The following is a 19,647-nucleotide window of genomic DNA, read 5'->3' as shown; positions in this document are numbered from 1 at the left end:
TCCTGAATGTCAACGAGCCACCCGACGCAACAGCAGCCACAGACTACGGATGCGCCGCGCCGCGCCCGCGTGGCCAAGGTGAGCATCGCGGTGAACTTGCTGCTGGTGCTTGGCGAGGCGCTTTTTGGCCTGCTGGTGGGCAGCATGGCGATGGTCGCCGACGCGCTGCACAGCCTCTCGGACATGGTGGTCTCGGCAATGGTGCTGGTCGGCGTACGGCTGGGCGAGCGTCGTCCAAGCCAAGCGGTGCTGATCGAAAACCTGGTGGCGCTGCTGATCTCGCTGATGATTCTCGGCGCGGCCCTGCGCATCGGCCTGATGATCGGCCGCCCCTCGCTGCAAGTGCGCGGCGAATGGCTGCCCGCAGCGATTGTGGCCACCTTTTGCTTCGCGCTGATCAACTGGGGCTTGGCGCGCTATCAGGCGCGCGCCGGACGCGAGACCGGCTCGCCCTCGCTGACCGCGGACAGCCGCCATACCAGCATGGACGTAATGACCTCGCTGGCCGTGATTTTAGCGCTGATGGGCCAGGTGATCGGACTGCGGCTCGATCGGCCGGTGGCCGCGCTGATCGTGGTGTTGGTCGCGGGCATCGGCCTTGACGTGGGAATCGGTGCGCTGCTGGGCCTGCTGACCCGCTCCAAACACGGGGCTGAGCAGCATCGGCGTTACGGCTTCCTGGGGCTGGTCGGCCGCAAGCTGGTCGGCGAACGCCTCTGGGAACGGGTGGCCGTCCGTCGGCGCGGGCTGCTGGCCTGCACGGCGCTACTGGTGCTCGTGCTGTGGGTGCTCAGCGGACTGACCATGGTCGGCCCGGACCAGGTCGGCCTGCGGCTGCGCTGGGGCGGCCTGCAAGGCCAGCCGCTACAGCCCGGACTGCACTGGCTGGCCCCGGCGCCCATTGAGCGCGTGATCACCGTGGAGCCGCAACGGGTACGCCAACTCGAGGTCGGCTTCCGCAGCCTGCCCCAGGGTCCGGTAAGCACGGTACGCCTGCGCTCGAACTACGAGTGGGATAGCCTGCACACCGCAGGGGTCTACCAAAAGAAGATCGACGAGGCGCTGGTGCTCACCGGCGACGAGAACATGCTCGACGTCAACCTCGTGGTGCAGTACAGCCTCTCCGACCCGGCGGCGGCGCTGCTGGGAGTGGCCGACATCGAGCGGATGGTGACCGCGGCAGTGGAGTCGGCGCTGCACGGCGAGGTCGCCGGACTCAACTTCGAGCAGGCGCTGATCTGGGAACGCCGCGACGTGGAGCAGGCCGTGGCCGCGCGCGCCCAATGCCGTCTGACGGCCATGGGCACCGGCCTGTCGATCCTCGCGGTCTATTTGCAGGACGTGCATCCGCCGGTGCAGGTGGTCGAGGACTTCCGCGAAGTCTACTCGGCCCTCGAGGACAAAGAGAAAGCGATCAACGACGCCCAGGGCTACAACAACGAGAAAATCGCCCGCGCCCGCGGCGATGCGGTGCGCATCCTGTTCGACTCCGAGGGCTACCGCGCCAGCACGACCATGCGCGCTGGGGGCGAGGCCTCGCGCTTCACCCAACTTGCCGCGGCGATCCGCGGACAGCGGCGGCTGCACGAATACCGACTGACCCTCGAGACCCTTGAGGCGGCACTGGCCGGGCGGCGCAAGGTGATCGTGCCCTCGCACCTAAGCCCCGGTGCAATCGATTTGCGCATGACCGAGCCCGATGGCCAGAGGAGGACACGATGAGCCACGATGCGACAAACAGCGGGCCCGACCCCGGCCCGGCAGCGGCGACCGCGGGGGCTGCCCGGACCTGGCTGATCGTGGTCGGCCTGCTGATCATCTGCTTCCTGCTGTTGAACAACATGCTGTTCACCATCGACCAGTCCGAGCTGGGGCTGCTGACGTTCCTGGGCGACCCGGTGCGCGTGCTGGACAAGCCCGGGCTGTACTTCAAGTGGCCCGACCCGATCCAGTCGGTGCACCGCTTTGACGCGCGGCTGATGGTGCTCGACGCGCGGCCGGCCGAGGTGCTGACCCAAGATAAAAAACCGCTGGTCTACGAGGCCTACGCCTGCTGGCGCATCGCCGATCCGCGACTGTTCATCCGCACGGTCAAGGACCGGCGCACGGCCGAGGTGCGCTTAAGCTCGATGCTGCTCAGCGAGGTCAGCGACGTGCTGGGCAAGTCAGAGCTCTCCGTCCTGCTCTCGGTTGAGCCCGACGGCGTGCAGATCGAGCAGATCATGCAGGTCGCAACCGAGCGCTGCCGATCCGCGGCCCGCGAGGAGCTGGGGGTGGAGGTCGTCGACGTCGGCCTGCGGCGCTTCGGCTTCCCCGAGGGCACGCGCGCCTCGGTCTACCGCCGGATGCGCTCCGAGCGCCAGCGCATTGCCAAAAAGTACCGCGCCGAGGGCGAAGAGGAGGCCGAGAAGATCAAGGCCGAGACCGACAAAGAGGTCAGCCGGATTCTCACCGAGGCCTATCGCGACGCCGAGCAGACCAAGGGCGAGGGCGACGCGGTTGCGGCCCGGATTTACGCCGAGGCCTACAGCTCGGACCCCGAACTGTACAAGCTGACGCGCACCCTGGAGAGCTACCGCAAGTTCCTCGACGAACAGACCGTGATAGTGCTCGATTCCGACGCCGAGGTGCTCAAGCTACTGGTCTCGGGAAAGGTCGACTAACGTGGCCCAAAGCCGCCGGCTACGCCTGCTCTCGCTGCTATGCGCGGCCGCGCTGCTGCTGATCTACCTGGCCTCGGGCCTGTACATCGTGGATTACAACCAGCAGGGCGTGGTGCGGCGCTTCGGCGCGGTGACCGAAAACCGCGTGCCGCCGGGCATCCACTACCACCTGCCCTGGCCCGTTGAGCGCGTGGACCGGCCCAACGTCACCGACCTCAAACAGCGCGGCATCGGCTTCGAGGTCGGCCAGGAACAAGTCTCGGACATCGCGGGCGTATTCCAACGCCAGTTCCTCACCGGCGACCGCAACTGGATCGTGGTGATGCTCGTGGTGCGCTACACGATCAACGACCCGGCTGCGTTCCTGCTCAACACCTTTGATCCCCACGAGCTGGTGCGCATCAGCGGCGAGGCCGCGGTCACGCGCCGACTGGCCGCCATGGCCGTAGACGACGCCCTGACCACCGATAAGTCGATCATCGCCGCCGAGGTGATGCGCGACATCCAGGCCGACATGGACGCCTATTCCAGCGGCCTGAGCATCAGCTCGATGCAGGTCGATCAGATCATCAACCCGCGCGGGGTGGCCGCCTCGTTCAACGAGGTCTCCAGCGCCCGCGAGGACCGCAGTCGCCTGATCAACGAGGCCGACGGCTACGCCAACCAGGCCATGCCCCGGGCCCGCGCCGAGGCCAACCGCGCCCGTAGCGAGGGCGAGACCTACCAGCAAGAACGCGTCAACCGCGCCACGGGCGAGGCCGAACGCTTCAAACTGCTCGCCGCTGAGGTCGGAACCGACCGCCGCAACGCCTACACCCGACTTTATTACCAGACCATGGACCAAATCTGGCCTCGCCTGCGCAAATACGTGATCGGCGCCCGCGACCGCGACGGCCTGACCATCACCCTCTATGAACCCGGCCTGCCCCAACCCGCCGAACCCGATAAAACCCGCGGAAGCTCGGAAGGGCCTTGATTATTAGTTGGAACTCCAGACCAGCTTAACCTTCAAGTCATTGCAATGAGAATAACGAATAAGCCTCTCGTGCTGAAGCCTACCGACAACGATCCCCGGTGCAATGCCGACCCTTGCTGCGAACGTTTTAATATCATCCCTAGAGTAAGAGCAATCGATGTGTTCGGATAAAAAAGAGTCCCATTCACGAGGTGGAATTAAAAAATCGGAGGCAAATTTATCTGCCTCCTTTTCTTTTTGACTATCTTGGTATTCATCGTTCTCCAAAAAAAGGTCTCTTTTCCCATGCTTAAGGATATGCCCGGCCTCGTGGAAGAAAGTAAACCATAACTGGGCGTTGCTTTTGTGACGTAGGCAGAGCTGGATTAACGCCTTGTTGGGGTTTAGCCAGCGAGTAATACCATTTAGGCGTATTCTCGGGAGCTCTTTTACAAAAACGACAGCTACGCCGGCCTCTGCGCACCATTGGATTATTCTCGGCTGAAAGTCTCTTGCACTTCTTACAGTTAAATCTCGGACTTCCCCTAAAACCTCACGGAACCGGTCATGGTTATATGGTTGACAGGCAATATCTTGCGCACGAAGCTCACCAATCCGCATCCATGCGGATACTGCACCGGGGTCAGTTTCAAAAGCCTTACTTTGCCTCGCGGCGAAACGGACATTTGCCCAAAGCTTATCCCATTCCTTTGGCGACGAGACGCCATAAAATGAGAGAACCTCTTGAAGTTTCATAGATTTTTCTTTGTTTTTTTTAATCCATCCATGCTTAACAATTGTGGCAACAGGAATATTGTCGAGCCATGCGATATCCTGCTGAAGTCGTTTCTCTTTCTCCAATCGGGCTAGGGTGTCTCTGTAATTTCTCTCAAGGTTGTTCCAAAAGCTAGCGTGAACTCCCAGAACCGTTTCAAATTTCAATGCAGTTTCAGGCGTTATCGGAGCGTTGCCTTGAAGAATGGACACTATATGTTTTTCCGAAAGCCCCGTTCTGATCGCAAATTCCTTCTGGGTCATACCCAAGGCATGGAGCGTTTCAGACAGCGTTTCTCCAGGAGGAATCGCATAGTCGGGTTTGGCTTTTTTTTGTCGTTCAGTCGCCATGATAGTCGACCACCTCAATGATTCGGATTCTTGTCACTAAAACCAAGTCCACACCACCATCTGATTGTCTAGGTACCGGATCATGGGCTGCTTCGAAAATGAGCCGGAAGGGGTGTTTCCCGTAACAGGCGAACTGAGTTTTTCGGTCGCCTCTCAATTGTTCGAAGCCAGTTGCGGGTAATGTGCTGAAAATTGCCAGGTTGTCAGCAGCTTGTAGTTGTGTATGCCTCAGGAATAGTTTCTTTGCGTTTTGATCACCCCACTCCTGCACGCCTTGTTTCCTTTTCATGAAAGCATTTTCTAGCTTTTTCGACTTATATATTATTTCCATAGGAAGCCTTTGTCAAGTTTGATTAACCTATAAGGTAAATCAAATTACTTACAGCGAGTCTTCTATTCGTGGCTACCCACACTGATATTATTATAAAATAAACCATCTTTAGAAGCCATCATGTTTAATCTCATTCGTGTTTTCGGATTGGATTTCCAGACGGAGTGGTAGGGATGAGCCCTCAATTTTCCCTCTCCTGGTTACAACAAAATTCACCATGCGCGCGTAGATCCTTCGCCTCCGTTTCAGGATGACGGAAAGCGATTGATATCAAACGATTAATCTACCGGACGTTATAACTGTAAATCTGCCGGTCTTACCATGCGTTCGAGCAGCAGGTCTTCCAGGTCGCGGCGGGAGTCGATGAGCGCCAGGACCAGCACGGTTTGGGAATCAACGCGATAGACAATGCGATAGGGTTTCAACATCAGCTCGCGCCAGGAGCGCAGGCCCAGGCGGGCCAGCTCGGGCACGACCCGACCGCGCAGGGGAAGAGTCTCCAGGGCCGCGGCCTTGTCCCTCAGCCGTTTGAGTCCTTTGCGCGCGTTGCCCGGAGAGTCCTGGGCGATGTGCAGGACGATCTCCTCCAGGTCGCGTGCTCCGCTTTCAGCCCAGAGCACTTTATATTTACGCTCACTCATCGGCGGTGGCCCGCTCGATTGTCCTTTCCGCCCTTGCGAACGCCTCGTCCTGGGTCAGCACCCGGCCCGCGTCAACATCAGCCTCGCCCTGGGAGATCATCTTCATCAGCGCCAGGGCATTGCGCCAACGGGAGTAGGTATCCACGTCCATCACCACGACCTTGGCCTCGCCGTTCTGCGTAATCAGCACGGTTCGGCCGTCCTGCGAAACGTCCCGCACCAACTCCGCGGTGTTGTTCTTTAGGTAGGTGATCGGCCTAACGTCGTCTTTCAGGTTCATAAGCCCCGCTCCTCGTTCACGCTTCCGACAGGTCAGAATTTAGCACCTTATTCTGACATGCTCAAGGGAAGAGATCCGAAGTTTCGGGGACACCCATAATTCTATAGTACGTGGGGCGTTCCTCGCCACGGCTGAAGATCAATCAGCCGCAGCAGGCGTCTTCCTCATCGTCGGAGCTTGAGTCGTCGCCTGCACCGATGCAGTCCGCGACCTCGGAGCAGTAGGTGGCATCGAGCACGCACTCGAGCACCGAATGGCGAATGATCTCGCACAGGTTCACGCACTCGTCCCAGGACGAAACGTCGATCTCCGAGGCCAGGGAGCAGCTATCTATCACCTCGCAGAAGCGTTCGCAGTCCTGCGGGTCGTTGGGCTCGTCGTCGTCGCCACCGCCGCCGCCGCTTGAGGTGACCCTGATCTGCCCGGGCAGAAACATCGAGTTGTTCTCCGACAGCGCGTCACCCGAAGCGCCGGAGATGATCGCGCCCACGTAGTAGGTGTCGATGTCAGTGTCGGAGGGGACCGTCAACTCCACATCGACGATACTGCGCGAGCGGCTGGCCAGGCTGCCGAAGCTGATCGTGCCCAGTTTCACGTCCGAGGAGCTGATATTGATGTCCTCGGAAAGATAGAACGTGGCCGAGACGTTGGACTCGCTGTAATTGCCCAGGTTGGCGATCTGTATGCCGTCGATCTCGAACGAGCGGCCGCAGGCCACCGAGCCGGTGGACTTGCTCGCGTCCGGGCAGGAGAACTGGCTGGTGCAGTGGAAGTCGTAAATTCCGAGGTCGTGCACCGTATTCTGGCGGCTGGGGTACATCTTCTGCACGGTCTGGCCATCGTCCAATCCCAGAGCGTAGTTGTGCCAGGGGTGTGAGTAGTTCATCACGGTCTCGTAGCCGACCGACTTATCATCGGACTTGTCATAGTCGTAGTCGTCCAGGCCGAAGGTGTGCCCCAGCTCGTGGATCGTGGCCAGCTGATAGGGCAAAATCGAGGAGTCTTCCAGGTAATCCTCGATATCGGTTGTCCAATTCAGGTGCGCGTTCCAGGCGATGTCCGATTCCGAGATGTGTCCGGTGTGATCCCACCAGCTAATGGTCATGGCCGCGGCCCCGCCCCAGGTGAAGCCATAGTACGAGTCCACCTGGGAGTTGGTCAGAAACCCGGCGTATTCGTTCTTGCCATTGCCCGCCCCGAATGTGCCCGGCGGGCTTGAGGCGGGATACATCACGTTGGCAAAGGTGTCCCATTGATACATCAACGACTCGTCGTACTGCTCCCAGGGATCATAGCTCGACGGGAACTGGTTGATGGTGTACGGCACGTCGCGGGTCCGGCTGTGTGGCACGTCGGCCAGAGCCAGGCCTGCGGCCAGCAGCAGGGCAAAGCACAGCAGCGCGATCTTTATCTTCGATGCTCGGTCGCTCATCCGTTCCCCCTACTGCGCCTGGTCCTGCGCGATCATCGCGGACAGCGTCTCGAGAAACTCGTTGAGGGGCATGGCGCGTTGCGTGTCAACAAAGGGCTGCTCGGCCGAGCGGTGGTCGAGCACCCGCACCTTGTCCGGGTCCAGGCTGACCGGCGGCTCTGGGTTGGCCTGCGGGGTCTGCTCGACGACCGCCTGCAGCCGTCCGAGCTGGTCCAGCTCCACCCGCGCGCCGACGACCAACCGGCCGTTCTCGATCTTCTCGATCATCCGGCCATCGGCGGTCAGCACCAGCTCGCGGCCGGTGGCCGGCTCGGTCTGCACCATGAACAATCCCTGATGCTGGCCCACGATCGGGCTGAGGTAGGATTGGCCGTCGTGCAGCACCAGCAGTACGTAGCGCTGGTCCAGAGCCAGTTGAGGCACGCCGCTGACCACCATCGCCTGTTCGCCGATCTCGCCGCCGGCAAAGGTCAGCTCCAGGCTGTTCTGGTCGGACAACAGCCCGGACCCCTTGAGCGTGCGCTCCACGTCCAGCCGATAGCGCGTCTGAATCGCGCCTGCGTGGTTGTGCTCGCAGCTGACTTCGACCGGCGTTCCAATGAACACCAGCTGGGCCTGCTCAACGATCTGCGGCAGATCCATCTGCACATGCAGCGCTTGGGCCGGGGCGGCCACCAGCAATAGCAACGCGGACGCCAGGGCGATGATCAAAATGGTCGGTCTCATCTGACCTCCCGGGATAGAAAAGCGGTGTCTTTTTTTCGGGTTGCCAAAAGCATCCTGTCGGCTCCAACTGGAGTTGTCAACAACTCGGTTCGCGTTCCCCAGGCGGGACGCGTTAGAGGCTCATCAGGTGAATCAGCTCCTCGGTGGGAGGGCGAAAGGCTGAGCGCGGCCGGGTTTTGGCCTGCTGTAGGACCGCGAGCATTGCGGATTTGTCCTCGGGGAAACGGCCCGCGACGTCGATGAAGTTGCTGATGTGGTCCGAGTGCAGCTCGGAGGTTCCGTCGATGTGCTCGATCAGCAACGCGGTCTCGTCCAGCGCCTGGTAGGCGTCGACCAGCGCGAATTCGCCGCGTTGCCACCGCTCATAAAGCGGCGTGCCCGGCCGCGGCACAAAGGTGCGGATGCGGATGAAGTCCGGGTCCACGGCCGAGAGCACCTGGCCGCTGGCAATGGCGTGTTCGCGCGTGCGCTCGACCCCGCCGATGCCGATCATCACATATTCGCTGAGCTCGATCCCCGCCTCTTTGACGCGGCGTCCGGCCTCGATCATGGTCTGCGGGTCCGCGCCCTTGTTGATCCGCTCCAAGGTGACTGCGTCGCCGGACTCCATGCCGGCGTGGATCCGCGTCAGCCCGGCGGCACGCAGGCGTTGCAGATCATCGAAGCTCTTACGGATCAGGAACTTGGCGCTGCCGTAGGTCGTGACCCGCTCCAGGCGCGGGAACAGCTCGTAGGCGCGCTGGATCACGCGCGCCAGCTCGTCGGTCTTGAGCACGATCGAATTGCCGTCAGGAAAGAACAGCGAGCGCACCTGGCTGCCGTAGACCTCGCGCGCGCTTTGCAGATCCTCGAGCAGCTCAGCGGTGGGCCGGATGCGGAAGCGCTTGTCGCGGTACATCTCGCAAAAAGCGCAACGGTTGTGCGGACAGCCAACAGTGGCCTGAATCAACAGGCTGTTGGCCTCGCTCGGCGGTCGGTAGACGGTCCCCTCGTAGCGCATCGGGCGCAATCATAAACCAAGAGAGGCGGTTGTTGCAGTGGTTGACTAGCCGTTGGGCCTCGCGGACAATGCCAGGCATGCACGACAAGCTAAAATCGACAGCGCCGTGGGGACGCTGGGAGGTGCTTGAGCACCAGCCCGGATTCAAGGTCAAGCGGATCGAGGTCGAGCCCGGCCATCGGCTGAGCTATCAGTTCCACAGGCGCCGTAGCGAGCACTGGCTCGTGGTGCGCGGCACGGCCCTGGTGATCCTTGAGGGCGAACAGCTCGATCTCGAGCCCGGCCTGGCCGTTGACATTCCCGTGGGCGCGGCCCACCGCATCGCCAACCCCGGCGATCAGACCGTGATTTTCATCGAGGTCCAGCGCGGCGACTACCTGGAAGAGGACGACATCGTCCGCCTTGAGGACGACTACAACCGCAAACAGCGTTAGGGCGTCTCGATCTGCTCGCGTTCGAGCACCAGGATCGTCAGCGAGGCGTCGTGTTCGATCAGCCCCAACTCAACGGAATAGACCTCGGCGTGTTCGCGCGCGGTTTCAACCAGCGGATCGCAGGCGTCGGTGCACACGCCCAGGCCGCCCGTGCAGTTGTCCAGGGCCGGGTAGTCGACCTCCCCCGCCGGATCCTTGGCTGCCAGCGAACAGTCAATGAACGCATCCGAACAATGAAGTACGCAACTGTCGGCCTCAGCAACCGCGGCGCGATACTGCGCGCGAAGCTCGTAGCCGTTGCGCACCCTGTCCGGCGCGGTCTCCACCGCAGTTTGCAACACCGGATCGGTGATCGGGTCGCGGCCGGTCACCAGGCCGACTACGGCCAGGAAATATTGGCCGTCGGAGTTGCTGGGATACTCGGCGGCAAAGCGTCGATAGGCTTGGTAGGTCCCCTCGCCCCGCGCCAGGGTCAGGGCCTCGCGCTCCTTTTGGCCGCAGGCGCCAAGCAGCAGCGAGGCTAGGATCAGACCGGAGACGAAGATCGACAGCGCTCGTGTTTTCATAATCAAATTTTACCTCGGAAAACCGACCAAGTCACAACGGTCACCCACGAATCATCGTCCAGAGATGCTATAATAGAAAAATAGACGACCCGTTTTCCTGGGAGCCAAACGATGCCTGATAGCCGTTGTGTAAGCGCTCTGGCGCTATTGTTGTTGTTGACCATCGCTCTGCCCAGCGCGGCGTTGGGCGCGATCACCAAGGGGCCCTACATCCAAAACGTCCAGCGTGGTTCGGCTGCGATCTGCCTGGAGAGCGACCAGCCCGGCCAGGCAGTGCTCGAATGGGGCGAAAGCGATGAGTACGGCAACGTGCAGACCAGCGATCCCGAGCTGATCCACGTGCCGGAGATCAGCTTCACGGTCTATCAACACGTGATTCCGATCTACGGCCTGGACAGCGGCGCGCTTTATCACTACCGGGTGTCGCTCAACGGCGAGCTTAGCGATGACCACACTTTGCGCACCGCGCCGCACAACCTCGACCCCTACCTGTGGGTGGCAATGGGCGATTCGCGCGGCGGCTCGATCGCCACGCCCAACGTCAATCATGAGGCCACGGTCGAGCAGGTCCTGACCTGGGACCCGGACTTTGTGGTCAACACCGGCGACCTGGTCAGCTCGGGCGAGGTACTCGCGGACTGGGATTACTTCTTCCACGCCTCGACACAGCTGATGTACGACCGCCCGCTCTTTCCGGTATTCGGCAACCACGAGAGCGACTGGGACCCTAACACCGGGCTTAGCGGCGACGGCAATTTCGTGCGGCTGTTCGAGCTGTCGCCCACAGGCGGAGCCGAGCACACCTACTACAGCTTCGACTGGGGCAACGCGCATTACTGCGTGATCGACGGCCAGAAGCAGGCCGACCTGTTGATTCCCGGCAGCCCGCAACGGATCTGGATCCAGGAGGATCTGGCCGCGGCCCATGCCGATCTGCACACCAACTTCACCTTCGTCTTCTTCCACATGCCCGCGTTCTCTTTTAAAGAGGAGCGCAACGGAGACTTCACAGCCAAGCTGGTGCTCGAGCCGCTGTTCGAGGACTACGAGGTGGACATCGTGTTCAACGGCCACGACCACCACTACGCCCGGGCATTCCTCTGGGGACGCAACCACGTGCTGACCGGAGGCGGCGGCGCGCCACTCTACGACTTCTGCGCCGATGTCGAGGACGAGCAGGGTTATCGCGCCCACGACAAGAGCTACCACTACGTGGTGCTCGAGGTCGATCCGCAGATGGTCGAGGTCACGGCCTACCGCACCTACGGCGGCGATGTGATCGACCGCTTCGTGATCGTCAAAGACGAGCCGCCCGTGCCCTACGACGACGACGACGATGATGATGACGACGACGACTTGGGCGACGATGACGATGATGATGACGGCGGCGGCGACCACTCGGGCGGAGGCGACGATGACGATGACGACTCGGGCGGCTGCGGGGGTTGATTTATAGCCGTATCTAGACAATTTTATCTAGATGGACAAATCAACGGTGCGCCACATTGCGCGCCCTTATTGGGCCGTACGTCGGTCGGCTGCTCGCCGCCAGCCTGGCTGCGGCGGACAACCTGCTGCACGAGCCGCTCCAGATCGAAAGCACTCCTCAGGGCAAGGCCAAGGACGGCTTTGACTCGTTCCTGTATTACGTTGGATTCGACCTCCACGACACATCGCAACCCGAGATCCAGGCCATGTTGCGTACGGCCACACAGCGCGGGGCCTATGCTCCGTTGGTCACTCTGGGCATGGAGTATGCCCACGAGGAGGGATTCGAGAAGTTGGGCGAGGAGCTGCTGACCCAAGCGATCGACGTCAACGCGGGCAAAGGATTCGCCAACTGCCCACATCGCGGTCTGGCCTCGATGTACTTCCGCACCGGCGACTATCGCTCATCATTGCAGCATTACCGGATAATGCTGCAAGACACGCTGAAACGACCGGAAAGCAACACGGCCCAAGTCCGCCGTTACCGGTGGAGGGTCGCCTTTCTCAGTTATGCCCTGAGCCGCTATGAGCCCGCGCGCAAACATCTGCGTATGCTGCTGAAGAATACGGACGATCCAAACGAACGCATGGTGTTGCAGCTGCTGCATGCCGCGGTGGAGCTCGAACTCAACGCGGGCTAAGTCCGGATTCTTTCCCGCGTCAACCGAACCCCAGTTCATCCAGCCGCGCCTCGTCCAGGCCGAACAGGTGCGCCACCTCGTGCAGCACCGTGGTCTGGATCTCGTGGCAAAGCTCGGCCTCGTCGGGGAACGCCTGGCTCAGATCCTCGCGGAAGATCACGATCCGCGGCACGTCGGTTACCACGTCGAACACACTGAGCTCGCCCACGGGCACGCCGAGGAACACCCCGAACAGCAGCTCGTCCGGGTCCATGCCCAGCTCGGCCAGCAGCTCGGGGTCCGGCCGATCCTCGACCAGCACCGGCACCTGCGCGATGTACTCCTGGAACTCGTCCGGGATCGTGTCCAGCGCGCGCTGAACAATGCGCTCGAATTTAGCCCGCATTTCTCACGAGGGTTCGTAGCGAGGCGTGCAAGATGCCGCAAGAACAAGGAAGACGAGTCGATTCTGCGCAGACGTACCCTCTGCGGTACGTCGAGCATGGATCGGCGAGGATGACGCTGTTATTGCGAGCAGATTGTGCACCGCAGTAGACCCCTCGTGAGAAATGCGGGTTAGGACGCGTGATAATCATCGCCACTTAGCCTCAAAAACAGAACGCGCCCCCAGATCTCCGGGGGCGCGGAACAGATGCATTGTCTCTTTGCCGCCTATTTGGCGTTGAACTGCGGACCCCAAATGCTGCGATATTCGGTCTGCTCAGCGTGGAAGCGTTGCAGATCATCCGCCGGATGGTACTTCTTCATGAACCACTCCCAACGCTCGCCGATGAACGTCACGTTGGCCGCCAGGTTGGGCAGCGCCTTCTGGGTGGCCGCGTTGGAAATGCTCTGCAGGTTGCCCAGCGAGCCGCCGGCCTCGGTATCGACGATGTAGAGAATCTGCGCACGATTGAGATCGCCGGCCGTGCGGCGGAACTCCTGCGGCAGCATGCTCACATGCCAGGCGCCGCGGTTGCGTGAGATGCGCACAGCCTCTTTGAGCTCGTCTTGCAGCTCGGCCTCGATCTTGTCCATGCAATAGAAGTTTGGGCTGGACCACCAGGCCGACTCCCAGGGGAAGTTGTCGCGGTTGCGGCACAGCGAGGTGCAGACCATCCGCGGTTTGACCAGCGGCATCACCAGGTACTGCAGGTTCCACAGCATGTCCTCGGCCGGGCAGATCGCGTTGTCAAAGCAATACGGCATGAAGGTGTGGCGCTTGCGGAACAGCGAGCCGGTGGAGGGGAACGATTCGTCCTGCTGGCTGAATCGCCCCGAGTCGGTGATTACCCAGTAGGCGGTCACCGGGTCGAACGGCGCGAAAAAGCGCATCCAACCGATCTTCTTGTCGCCCTGGCCGGGCAACATCTTGCAGATCGGCTCGCCGCTGTAGAGCTGTTCCTTCTCATCCGCGCTCAGCGGAATGTCCGGAATCGAGATCGTCATCGGCCGATCGGGCACAAATTCCCACCCGGCCGAATCCGGGATCATCTTGGTGCCGTTGGTGCAACGCGGGGTGAACTTGACCTCGAATACCTTGTCCTGCGCCGAGACCACAACCGCGGCCACGACGATCGAGGCGATCAGCACAACGATCAAAATCAGATTTCTTCTCAACTGGGCCTCCTCAATAATTATTTAGAATCCCGGAGTGGGAATACGGGTCAGTAGCCATGACAGGTCGTCGTCGCGGATCATCAGTCCGGCGCCGACGAACCACAGTGGGTCCTCGAAGTTGTCGGTGTAGTCGTCGACTCCGCCGCCGAGGTAGATGTGTTCGAGCAGCCGTAGGTTGAGCACCGCGCGCAGCCGCGGATCGCGGTCCGCGTCAAAGTCAAAGGCCTCGGCCGAGAGCAGCAGGTGGTCCTGGAAGAAGTAGTAGTCCAACCCCACGCCGCCCTCGCTCTCGATCAGCCCGCCGCGCACCACCAAGTCGTGGAAGCGCCGGGCGTAGAGCGCGGTAAAGCGGTACTGGTCGGAGGTGACCGTCTTAATCTCTTCCTCAACGACTTTTTTCTCGTCGTCCTCGCCGGGGTTGGTCGTGGTCTCGGTGCGGGTATCGGTGCGCTTGGTCGAGCCCATCTCGGAGCTGACCACGCCGATCTGCACGTACTTATCCGGCCGCGGGCTGATCCGCAGGTCGATCGAGTGCCGCCAATCTTCGGGGTCGGCGTAGTAGTCGGCGCGGTAGCCGACCTCGGTGCGCGTGTTGCGCGCGGTGCTCACCAGCTCCTTGACGCCGTCGAGGGTCTCGTTGAGCTTGGAGATGGTCTCCTCGTCGTTGACCAGCTTGCCCAACGTGCCCTCGCCCGCGTTGATCTTGGCGGTGATCTCGTTGAGGTTGCTCAGCGTACCGCGCAGCTGCTCGGAGGAGTCGGCGATGCGCGACATGGCGCTGTCCATGCCATCGGAGTTGTTCTGCACGATGCGCGAGAGGTTCTCGGTTATCACGCGCAGGTTTTCGGTGATTTCGGGTAGGTCGCCCAGGGCGGCGGACATCGCATCGTCGTTGGCCGAGCTGACCCGCGCCAGGCTCTCGGTGATCACCGCCAGGTTGCTCAGGATGCGGTGCAGCTCGCGTTGGTTGTCCGTGGCCATCTGGTTGGCCTGCTCGGTTACGCCGCGCACGTTCTCCAAAATCTGTTCGAGTGCCACCAGCCCCTGTTCGTCGCCCAGCACGTCGCGCAAGTTGGCGGTAATCGCCTGAATATCGTCGACCACCACGTTGAGCTCTCCGCCCACAGATGAAATATCGAACGGCGCGGTGACCCTCTTAATTTGGTCGCCGTCCTTGAGCGGCTCGGCGCCGACAGTGCCCGGCGAGATCTCCATGTAGCGCGCGCCGAGGAATCCCTTGCTCATCAGCGCGATCGAGCAGTCGCGCTCGAGCTTGACCCCGGGCAGGACCAGCATCTCGATCCGCGCCTTGCCCTCGTGCAGTTTGATTGCATCGACCCGGCCGATGCGGATTCCGGCGTAGAGCACCTCGGTCTCGGGGTTGACGCCGGCGGCGGTGTCGAACACCGCCCAGACCACGTAGCCGCGTTCCTCGAACAGGTTGATGTTGCCCAGCCGCAGGCTGATAAAGGCGATCATCAATAACATCACGATGAAGAACAGTCCGACCTTGAGCTCGGTGGAAAAGCGGCGTTTCATCGCGGTCCCTCAGCGTGTTCGCGGATTGCCTGCTCGGCGTCCAGCGGCAACGGGGTTTTACCGTCGAGGCCCTTGGACTCGGCAACCACGTCGATCGGCCCCGTGCTGCTGCCCTCGAGGAATTGCCGCACATAGGGGTTTGTCGAGAGTCTGAAGCTCTGCGGGTCGCCCTGCTCGATGATCCGTCCCTCGTGGATCAGCGCGATCTTGTCGGCGATGGTCATCGCCAGCTGCACATCGTGGGAGATGATAAAATTGGTCAGGTTGTTGCGGTGCTGGGTATCCGAGATCAGCTTGTAGATCGCGTCGGCCATCAGCGGGTCCAGGCCGCTGGTCGGCTCGTCGAAGAGGATGATCTCGGGCTCGAGCACCATGGCCCGCGCCAGCCCCACCCGCTTGGCCATGCCGCCGGAGAGGTTCGAGGGCCACATCGCTTCCACCCCGGCCAGGCCGACGTTGGACAGGGCCTGGGCCACTTTCTCGGCGACCTTGGCCCGCGACAGCCGCGCGTGTTCGATCAGCGGAAAGGCCACGTTCTCGCCGACGCTCATCGAGTCGAACAGCGCCGCGCCCTGGAACAGCACGCCGAACTTACGCCGCACGCGGTTGATCTCGGTCGGCGCCAGGTCGGTGATCTCCTCGCCGTCGATCAGCACCCGGCCGCTGTCGGGCCGCAACAGGCCGATGATGTGCTTGAGCGTTACCGACTTGCCCCCGCCGGAACGGCCGAGCAAAATCGTGATCGAGCCGCGCGGGATCTCGAGGCTCAGCTTGTTGAGCACACGCTTGTCGCCGAAACTCTTCTCAAGCTCGATCAGCTCGATAATGTTGTCGCGGCTGCGTGGTTCGCTCATGCCCATCTTGCCCTGCCTTAAAACAATAATGCGCTGAGAAAGTAATCCGAAACCAGCACTGTCACCGAGGCGATCACCACGCTCTGGGTCGTTGCACGACCCACGCCCGCGGCGCCGCCCTCGACATAATAGCCTTTGTAGCAACCGATTACAGAGATTATCAAACCGAAGAATCCGGCCTTGATAATCCCGTTGTAATAGTCGTCCACGTCCACGTAGTAAATCACGTCGTTGAGAAACTCCACCGCGCTTAGGCCCAGTAGATTGGTGCAAACGAAATAGCTGCCGATGGTGCCCGCGAAGTCGAACAACGAGGCCAGGATCGGCATCATCACCACGCTGGCCACCACTCGCGGCACGACCAGGTAATGTATCGGGTTGACGGCCATCGACTCCAACGCGTCGATCTGGTCGGTAACGCGCATCGTGCCCAGCTCGGCGGCCATCGACGATCCGCAGCGGCCGGCGATCATCAGCGCCGCGAGCACCGGTCCTAGTTCGCGGGTCAACGAGAGCACCACCGTGGGGCCGATCATCGTGTTGGCCTCGAACATCCGAAAGGCGTAGCTGCTTTGCAGGCTGAACACCGCGCCGGTGAACACCGCGCTGAGTGTGATGATGAAGATCGATCCCACGCCGACGAAATCGAACTGTCGAACCAGCAGGCGCAGGCGGTACGGCGGACGGAACAACCAATAGAGGGTCCAGAGAAACACGATGCCGATCTGGCCGACCTGCTCGACCATGTCGATCAGGGCCTTGCCCAGAGCCTCGATTGGCCTCAGCAATTAAAGCTCCGCGCTGTCGCTCTGCACGTAGAGCCGCGAGACCCGCGAGCCGATGTTGCAGAAGACCTCGTAGGAGATCGTGTCCAGCGCCCGCGCCCAATCGTCGGCCGTGATCCGCTGGTCGCCCTGGGAGCCGATCAGCACGGCTCGGTCGCCACGCCGCACATCGGGCACGTCGCTGACGTCGAGCATCGCCATGTCCATGCAGACCGCTCCGGCGATCGGCGCGCGCCGCCCGCGCACCAGCGCCTCGCCGCGGTTGCCCAGATTGCGCGGCAGGCCGTCGGCGTAGCCCATGGGGATCGTGGCGATCCGTGATTCGCGCTTGGTAACGAAAGTTCCGCCGTAACTGATCGGCGATCCGGGGGGCACTGTCTTGAGATGCACGATCTCGGTGGTCAGGCTCATTACGGGACGTAGGTCCATGCTGCCGACAAATGCCGGATCGGCCCACGCGCCGTAAAGCGAGAGCCCCGGCCGCACCATCACGAAACGCTCGTGGGGCGCGGCCATCACGCCCATCGAATTGTCCATATGCACCAGCGGCGGGGTCAGGCCGCGTTCGGCGAGCAGGCCGATCGTCTCGATAAACAGCTCGTGCTGATTTTTTCCCGGACCACCGAAGTCCGGCTCGACCGTGGCCAGATGGCTCAGCAGCCCCTGCACGCGCAGGCTGCCCAGCGCCGCGATGTGCAGCACCTCGTCCACGCAATCCGGCGCGCGCAGGCCGATGCGGTTCATCCCGGTGTCGATCTTGACGTGGACGTCCAGTCGCACGCCGAGCTCCGCAGCCTGCAGCGCCAACGAGCGTGCGTTCTCCAGCGAGTGCACGACCGGGGTCAGGCCGTACTTCACCGCCTTGCCCGTCTCGCCGAAGTACAGCCCGCCCAGGACCACGATCGGCCGCGTGATGCCGCCCTCGCGCAGCTCGATCCCCTCCTCGGCAAACGCTACGCCAAACGCGTCGGCGCCCAACCGCTCGAGGTTCGAGGCAATCGGCACCGCTCCGTGACCGTAAGCATTGGCCTTGACGATCGCCATCATTCCCACGTCGGGGCCGATCCGTTCGCGGATCGCACGGTAGTTGTGCTCCAGCGCACTGAGGTCGATGTTGGCGAATGTCGGTCGATTGGTGTTCATCGCAATCCTACGCTGCGCGTCTCACAGCTCGTCGAGAATCTCCTGCCGCTTCTGCTCGTACTCCTCTTGGGTGATCAACTCCTGCTCGTACAGCTCCTTGAGTGTTTGCAGTCGCTGCTCCACATTGGGCGCCACAGGTACGACAACCACAGGCGACGCAGGTTCCTCCTCGGGCTGGGCTAGCGCCAGCAGCGCCTGGACGTCGAACTGCAGCCAGTTGTTGTGCTCGCGCTTGAGAAGACGCTCGTTCTTGTCCACCGGCGGCCGGGTCATCAGCTCGTCGACGACCAGCCGGTAGGGCGTGAGCAGCGTTCGTTCGCGCGGGTCGTCCTGATAGTACTCGGCGTCCGGATCGATCTGCTCCCAATTGAGGTTGCCGATCACCAGTTGCAGCTCGCCGCCGGAGTGGAACAGCATGCCGCTGGTCAGCCGATTGGTGGGCAGCAGCAGATCGCGCTTGCGCGCCGAGCTGCGGAAGACAATCACCTGGTCCGGACCGGCCTGGGCCAGGGCCTGGCTCAGCGGCTGGGCCAACTCCGCGACCTCCTCGTCGTAGAACAGGCGGCCGCGGTCGCGCCACTTTAAAAATCCGTACTCCTGAAACGTCACCTGCTCGAGCACAAACGCCAGGTGTTCGGCGTCGATCTCGTAGGGATGCTCCATGCCCAGCGGCACGATCGCCTCGAGCTTGTCCACGTCGTGGCACAGCTTGACGAACGCTTGGCCCGAGCTGAACACCTCGTCGTAACGCGGACCGGCCTTGCTGCAGCCCAGTCCGCTGAAGATGAATAGCACGCATAGAGCCATCAGCGCCGCATAGGTGAACGGCCGGTACATAGCTGACATCAGAGGTACCTTTCAGACAATCGGAATATTCTGTGTATTCTAGCCCCTGCCCAAGGTGGCCATCAAGGCAGAGGCAGTTCCTCGACCACCAAAAAGTAGCCGCGTGTGACCTCGCTGCCATCGAACGTGATCTGATCGAGGCCCGAGCTCTTGAGGTATTCCAGCGCCTTGTCAAAGCGCGAGGCGGCAATGTAGCGCATGGTCGGCTTGGCTTCGTCCTCCTCGGCCATGCGGCGCACGTTTAAACAGACCTCAACCACCGGCTCCACGTGATGGTCGCCGCGCAGACCGCGCTCGTAGGAATAGCCCTCCTCATCGACCCAGCTGGAAATCAACACTTGTTCGATTTCGTAAGCGCCCTGCTGCGTCACGATGTACTTCCACATGTCGTACACCGCCTTGGGCAGGTAGTACGCAGCTCGCTCGTCGTTGTCGCGATCGAGCAGAGTGCAGCGGATCATGTCTACCCGTTTCATGGGGCTAGCCTGGAATATTTAACGAGCTTCGTCAACGCGCCCGGCTTGGAGCCGGAGCAAAACTCGCGCAGTCCGCTAGTCCTAATACAACGATCCACTCCGCGTCGGATGAAGGTGGGGATT

21 protein-coding genes are annotated in these 19,647 nt (G+C 61.7%); 6 read left to right on the top strand and 15 right to left on the bottom strand.

Going from position 1 to position 19,647, the window contains the following annotated elements; all coding sequences use genetic code 11:
* Positions 1–6: 6 nt before the first annotated feature.
* Genes hflK (P9M14_16335) through hflK (P9M14_16325) form a run of 3 tightly spaced genes read left to right on the top strand, consistent with a single transcriptional unit; the run spans position 7 to position 3,639 of the window.
* Positions 7–1,722, top strand: a complete 1,716-nt coding sequence (gene hflK / locus P9M14_16335; protein MDP8257315.1) for an FtsH protease activity modulator HflK — start codon at positions 7–9, stop codon at positions 1,720–1,722.
* On the top strand, positions 1,719–2,663 hold the full coding sequence (hflC, locus tag P9M14_16330) for a protease modulator HflC (GenBank protein ID MDP8257314.1): 945 nt from the start codon (positions 1,719–1,721) through the stop codon (positions 2,661–2,663). The genes hflK (P9M14_16335) and hflC overlap by 4 nt, the downstream gene beginning before the upstream one ends.
* A gap of 1 nt (position 2,664) precedes the next feature.
* Positions 2,665–3,639, top strand: coding sequence for an FtsH protease activity modulator HflK (hflK, locus tag P9M14_16325; protein ID MDP8257313.1), 975 nt, complete (start codon positions 2,665–2,667; stop codon positions 3,637–3,639).
* A gap of 3 nt (positions 3,640–3,642) precedes the next feature.
* On the opposite strand, the gene P9M14_16320 is transcribed toward hflK (P9M14_16325), so the two are convergent.
* The 6 genes from P9M14_16320 to P9M14_16295 form a co-directional block, all read right to left on the bottom strand.
* The gene (locus P9M14_16320; GenBank protein ID MDP8257312.1) at positions 3,643–4,743 is read right to left on the bottom strand and encodes a HigA family addiction module antitoxin; all 1,101 of its coding nucleotides are present in this window, start codon (positions 4,741–4,743) and stop codon (positions 3,643–3,645) included.
* A 624-nt stretch (positions 4,744–5,367) separates the two neighbouring features.
* Positions 5,368–5,715, bottom strand: coding sequence for a type II toxin-antitoxin system RelE/ParE family toxin (locus tag P9M14_16315; protein ID MDP8257311.1), 348 nt, complete (start codon positions 5,713–5,715; stop codon positions 5,368–5,370).
* The gene (locus P9M14_16310) at positions 5,708–5,995 is read right to left on the bottom strand and encodes a type II toxin-antitoxin system Phd/YefM family antitoxin (GenBank protein ID MDP8257310.1); all 288 of its coding nucleotides are present in this window, start codon (positions 5,993–5,995) and stop codon (positions 5,708–5,710) included. The genes P9M14_16315 and P9M14_16310 overlap by 8 nt, the downstream gene beginning before the upstream one ends.
* A 142-nt stretch (positions 5,996–6,137) precedes the next feature.
* Positions 6,138–7,427, bottom strand: coding sequence for a hypothetical protein (locus tag P9M14_16305; GenBank protein MDP8257309.1), 1,290 nt, complete (start codon positions 7,425–7,427; stop codon positions 6,138–6,140).
* A 9-nt stretch (positions 7,428–7,436) separates the two neighbouring features.
* Positions 7,437–8,153, bottom strand: a complete 717-nt coding sequence (locus P9M14_16300; GenBank protein ID MDP8257308.1) for a hypothetical protein — start codon at positions 8,151–8,153, stop codon at positions 7,437–7,439.
* A gap of 112 nt (positions 8,154–8,265) precedes the next feature.
* Complete coding sequence (locus P9M14_16295) at positions 8,266–9,153, bottom strand: radical SAM protein (protein ID MDP8257307.1); 888 nt, start codon at positions 9,151–9,153, stop codon at positions 8,266–8,268.
* Between the two features lie 77 nt (positions 9,154–9,230).
* Here P9M14_16295 and P9M14_16290 point away from each other — a divergent pair, with 77 nt between their 5' ends.
* Positions 9,231–9,587, top strand: a complete 357-nt coding sequence (locus tag P9M14_16290) for a phosphomannose isomerase type II C-terminal cupin domain (protein MDP8257306.1) — start codon at positions 9,231–9,233, stop codon at positions 9,585–9,587.
* Here the strand turns inward: P9M14_16290 and P9M14_16285 are convergent.
* Positions 9,584–10,153, bottom strand: a complete 570-nt coding sequence (locus tag P9M14_16285) for a hypothetical protein (GenBank protein MDP8257305.1) — start codon at positions 10,151–10,153, stop codon at positions 9,584–9,586. The genes P9M14_16290 and P9M14_16285 overlap by 4 nt on opposite strands.
* A 111-nt stretch (positions 10,154–10,264) precedes the next feature.
* Between P9M14_16285 and P9M14_16280 the strand changes: the two genes are divergently transcribed.
* Together P9M14_16280 and P9M14_16275 are read left to right on the top strand one after the other, a co-directional pair.
* Entirely contained in the window at positions 10,265–11,602 is a 1,338-nt protein-coding gene (locus P9M14_16280) for a metallophosphoesterase (protein ID MDP8257304.1), read from the top strand.
* Between the two features lie 56 nt (positions 11,603–11,658).
* Positions 11,659–12,282 (top strand): hypothetical protein, encoded by a 624-nt coding sequence (locus P9M14_16275; protein ID MDP8257303.1) that lies wholly within the window; start codon positions 11,659–11,661, stop codon positions 12,280–12,282.
* Positions 12,283–12,301: 19 nt separating this feature from the next.
* Here the strand turns inward: P9M14_16275 and P9M14_16270 are convergent, their stop codons facing one another.
* The 8 genes from P9M14_16270 to P9M14_16235 form a co-directional block, all read right to left on the bottom strand.
* On the bottom strand, positions 12,302–12,667 hold the full coding sequence (locus tag P9M14_16270; GenBank protein ID MDP8257302.1) for a metallopeptidase family protein: 366 nt from the start codon (positions 12,665–12,667) through the stop codon (positions 12,302–12,304).
* A gap of 266 nt (positions 12,668–12,933) precedes the next feature.
* Positions 12,934–13,881, bottom strand: a complete 948-nt coding sequence (locus tag P9M14_16265) for a hypothetical protein (protein MDP8257301.1) — start codon at positions 13,879–13,881, stop codon at positions 12,934–12,936.
* Positions 13,882–13,902: 21 nt separating this feature from the next.
* Positions 13,903–15,420 (bottom strand): MlaD family protein, encoded by a 1,518-nt coding sequence (locus P9M14_16260; protein ID MDP8257300.1) that lies wholly within the window; start codon positions 15,418–15,420, stop codon positions 13,903–13,905.
* Entirely contained in the window at positions 15,417–16,274 is an 858-nt protein-coding gene (locus P9M14_16255) for an ABC transporter ATP-binding protein (protein MDP8257299.1), read from the bottom strand. The genes P9M14_16260 and P9M14_16255 overlap by 4 nt, the downstream gene beginning before the upstream one ends.
* Before the next feature lie 17 nt (positions 16,275–16,291).
* Positions 16,292–17,062, bottom strand: a complete 771-nt coding sequence (locus P9M14_16250) for an ABC transporter permease (GenBank protein MDP8257298.1) — start codon at positions 17,060–17,062, stop codon at positions 16,292–16,294.
* Entirely contained in the window at positions 17,063–18,202 is a 1,140-nt protein-coding gene (gene alr / locus P9M14_16245) for an alanine racemase (protein ID MDP8257297.1), read from the bottom strand.
* Positions 18,203–18,223: 21 nt separating this feature from the next.
* Positions 18,224–19,048 carry an SHOCT domain-containing protein gene (locus P9M14_16240; protein ID MDP8257296.1) on the bottom strand — a complete coding sequence of 275 codons (825 nt, stop codon included), beginning with the start codon at positions 19,046–19,048 and terminating at the stop codon, positions 18,224–18,226.
* 62 nt (positions 19,049–19,110) lie between these two features.
* Entirely contained in the window at positions 19,111–19,524 is a 414-nt protein-coding gene (locus tag P9M14_16235; protein MDP8257295.1) for a hypothetical protein, read from the bottom strand.
* Between the last annotated feature and the right edge of the window lie 123 nt (positions 19,525–19,647).

This window comes from Candidatus Alcyoniella australis (assembly GCA_030765605.1).
Lineage (GTDB): Bacteria > Lernaellota > Lernaellaia > JAVCCG01 > Alcyoniellaceae > Alcyoniella > Alcyoniella australis.
This window is presented reverse-complemented; position numbering and strand designations above follow the sequence as displayed.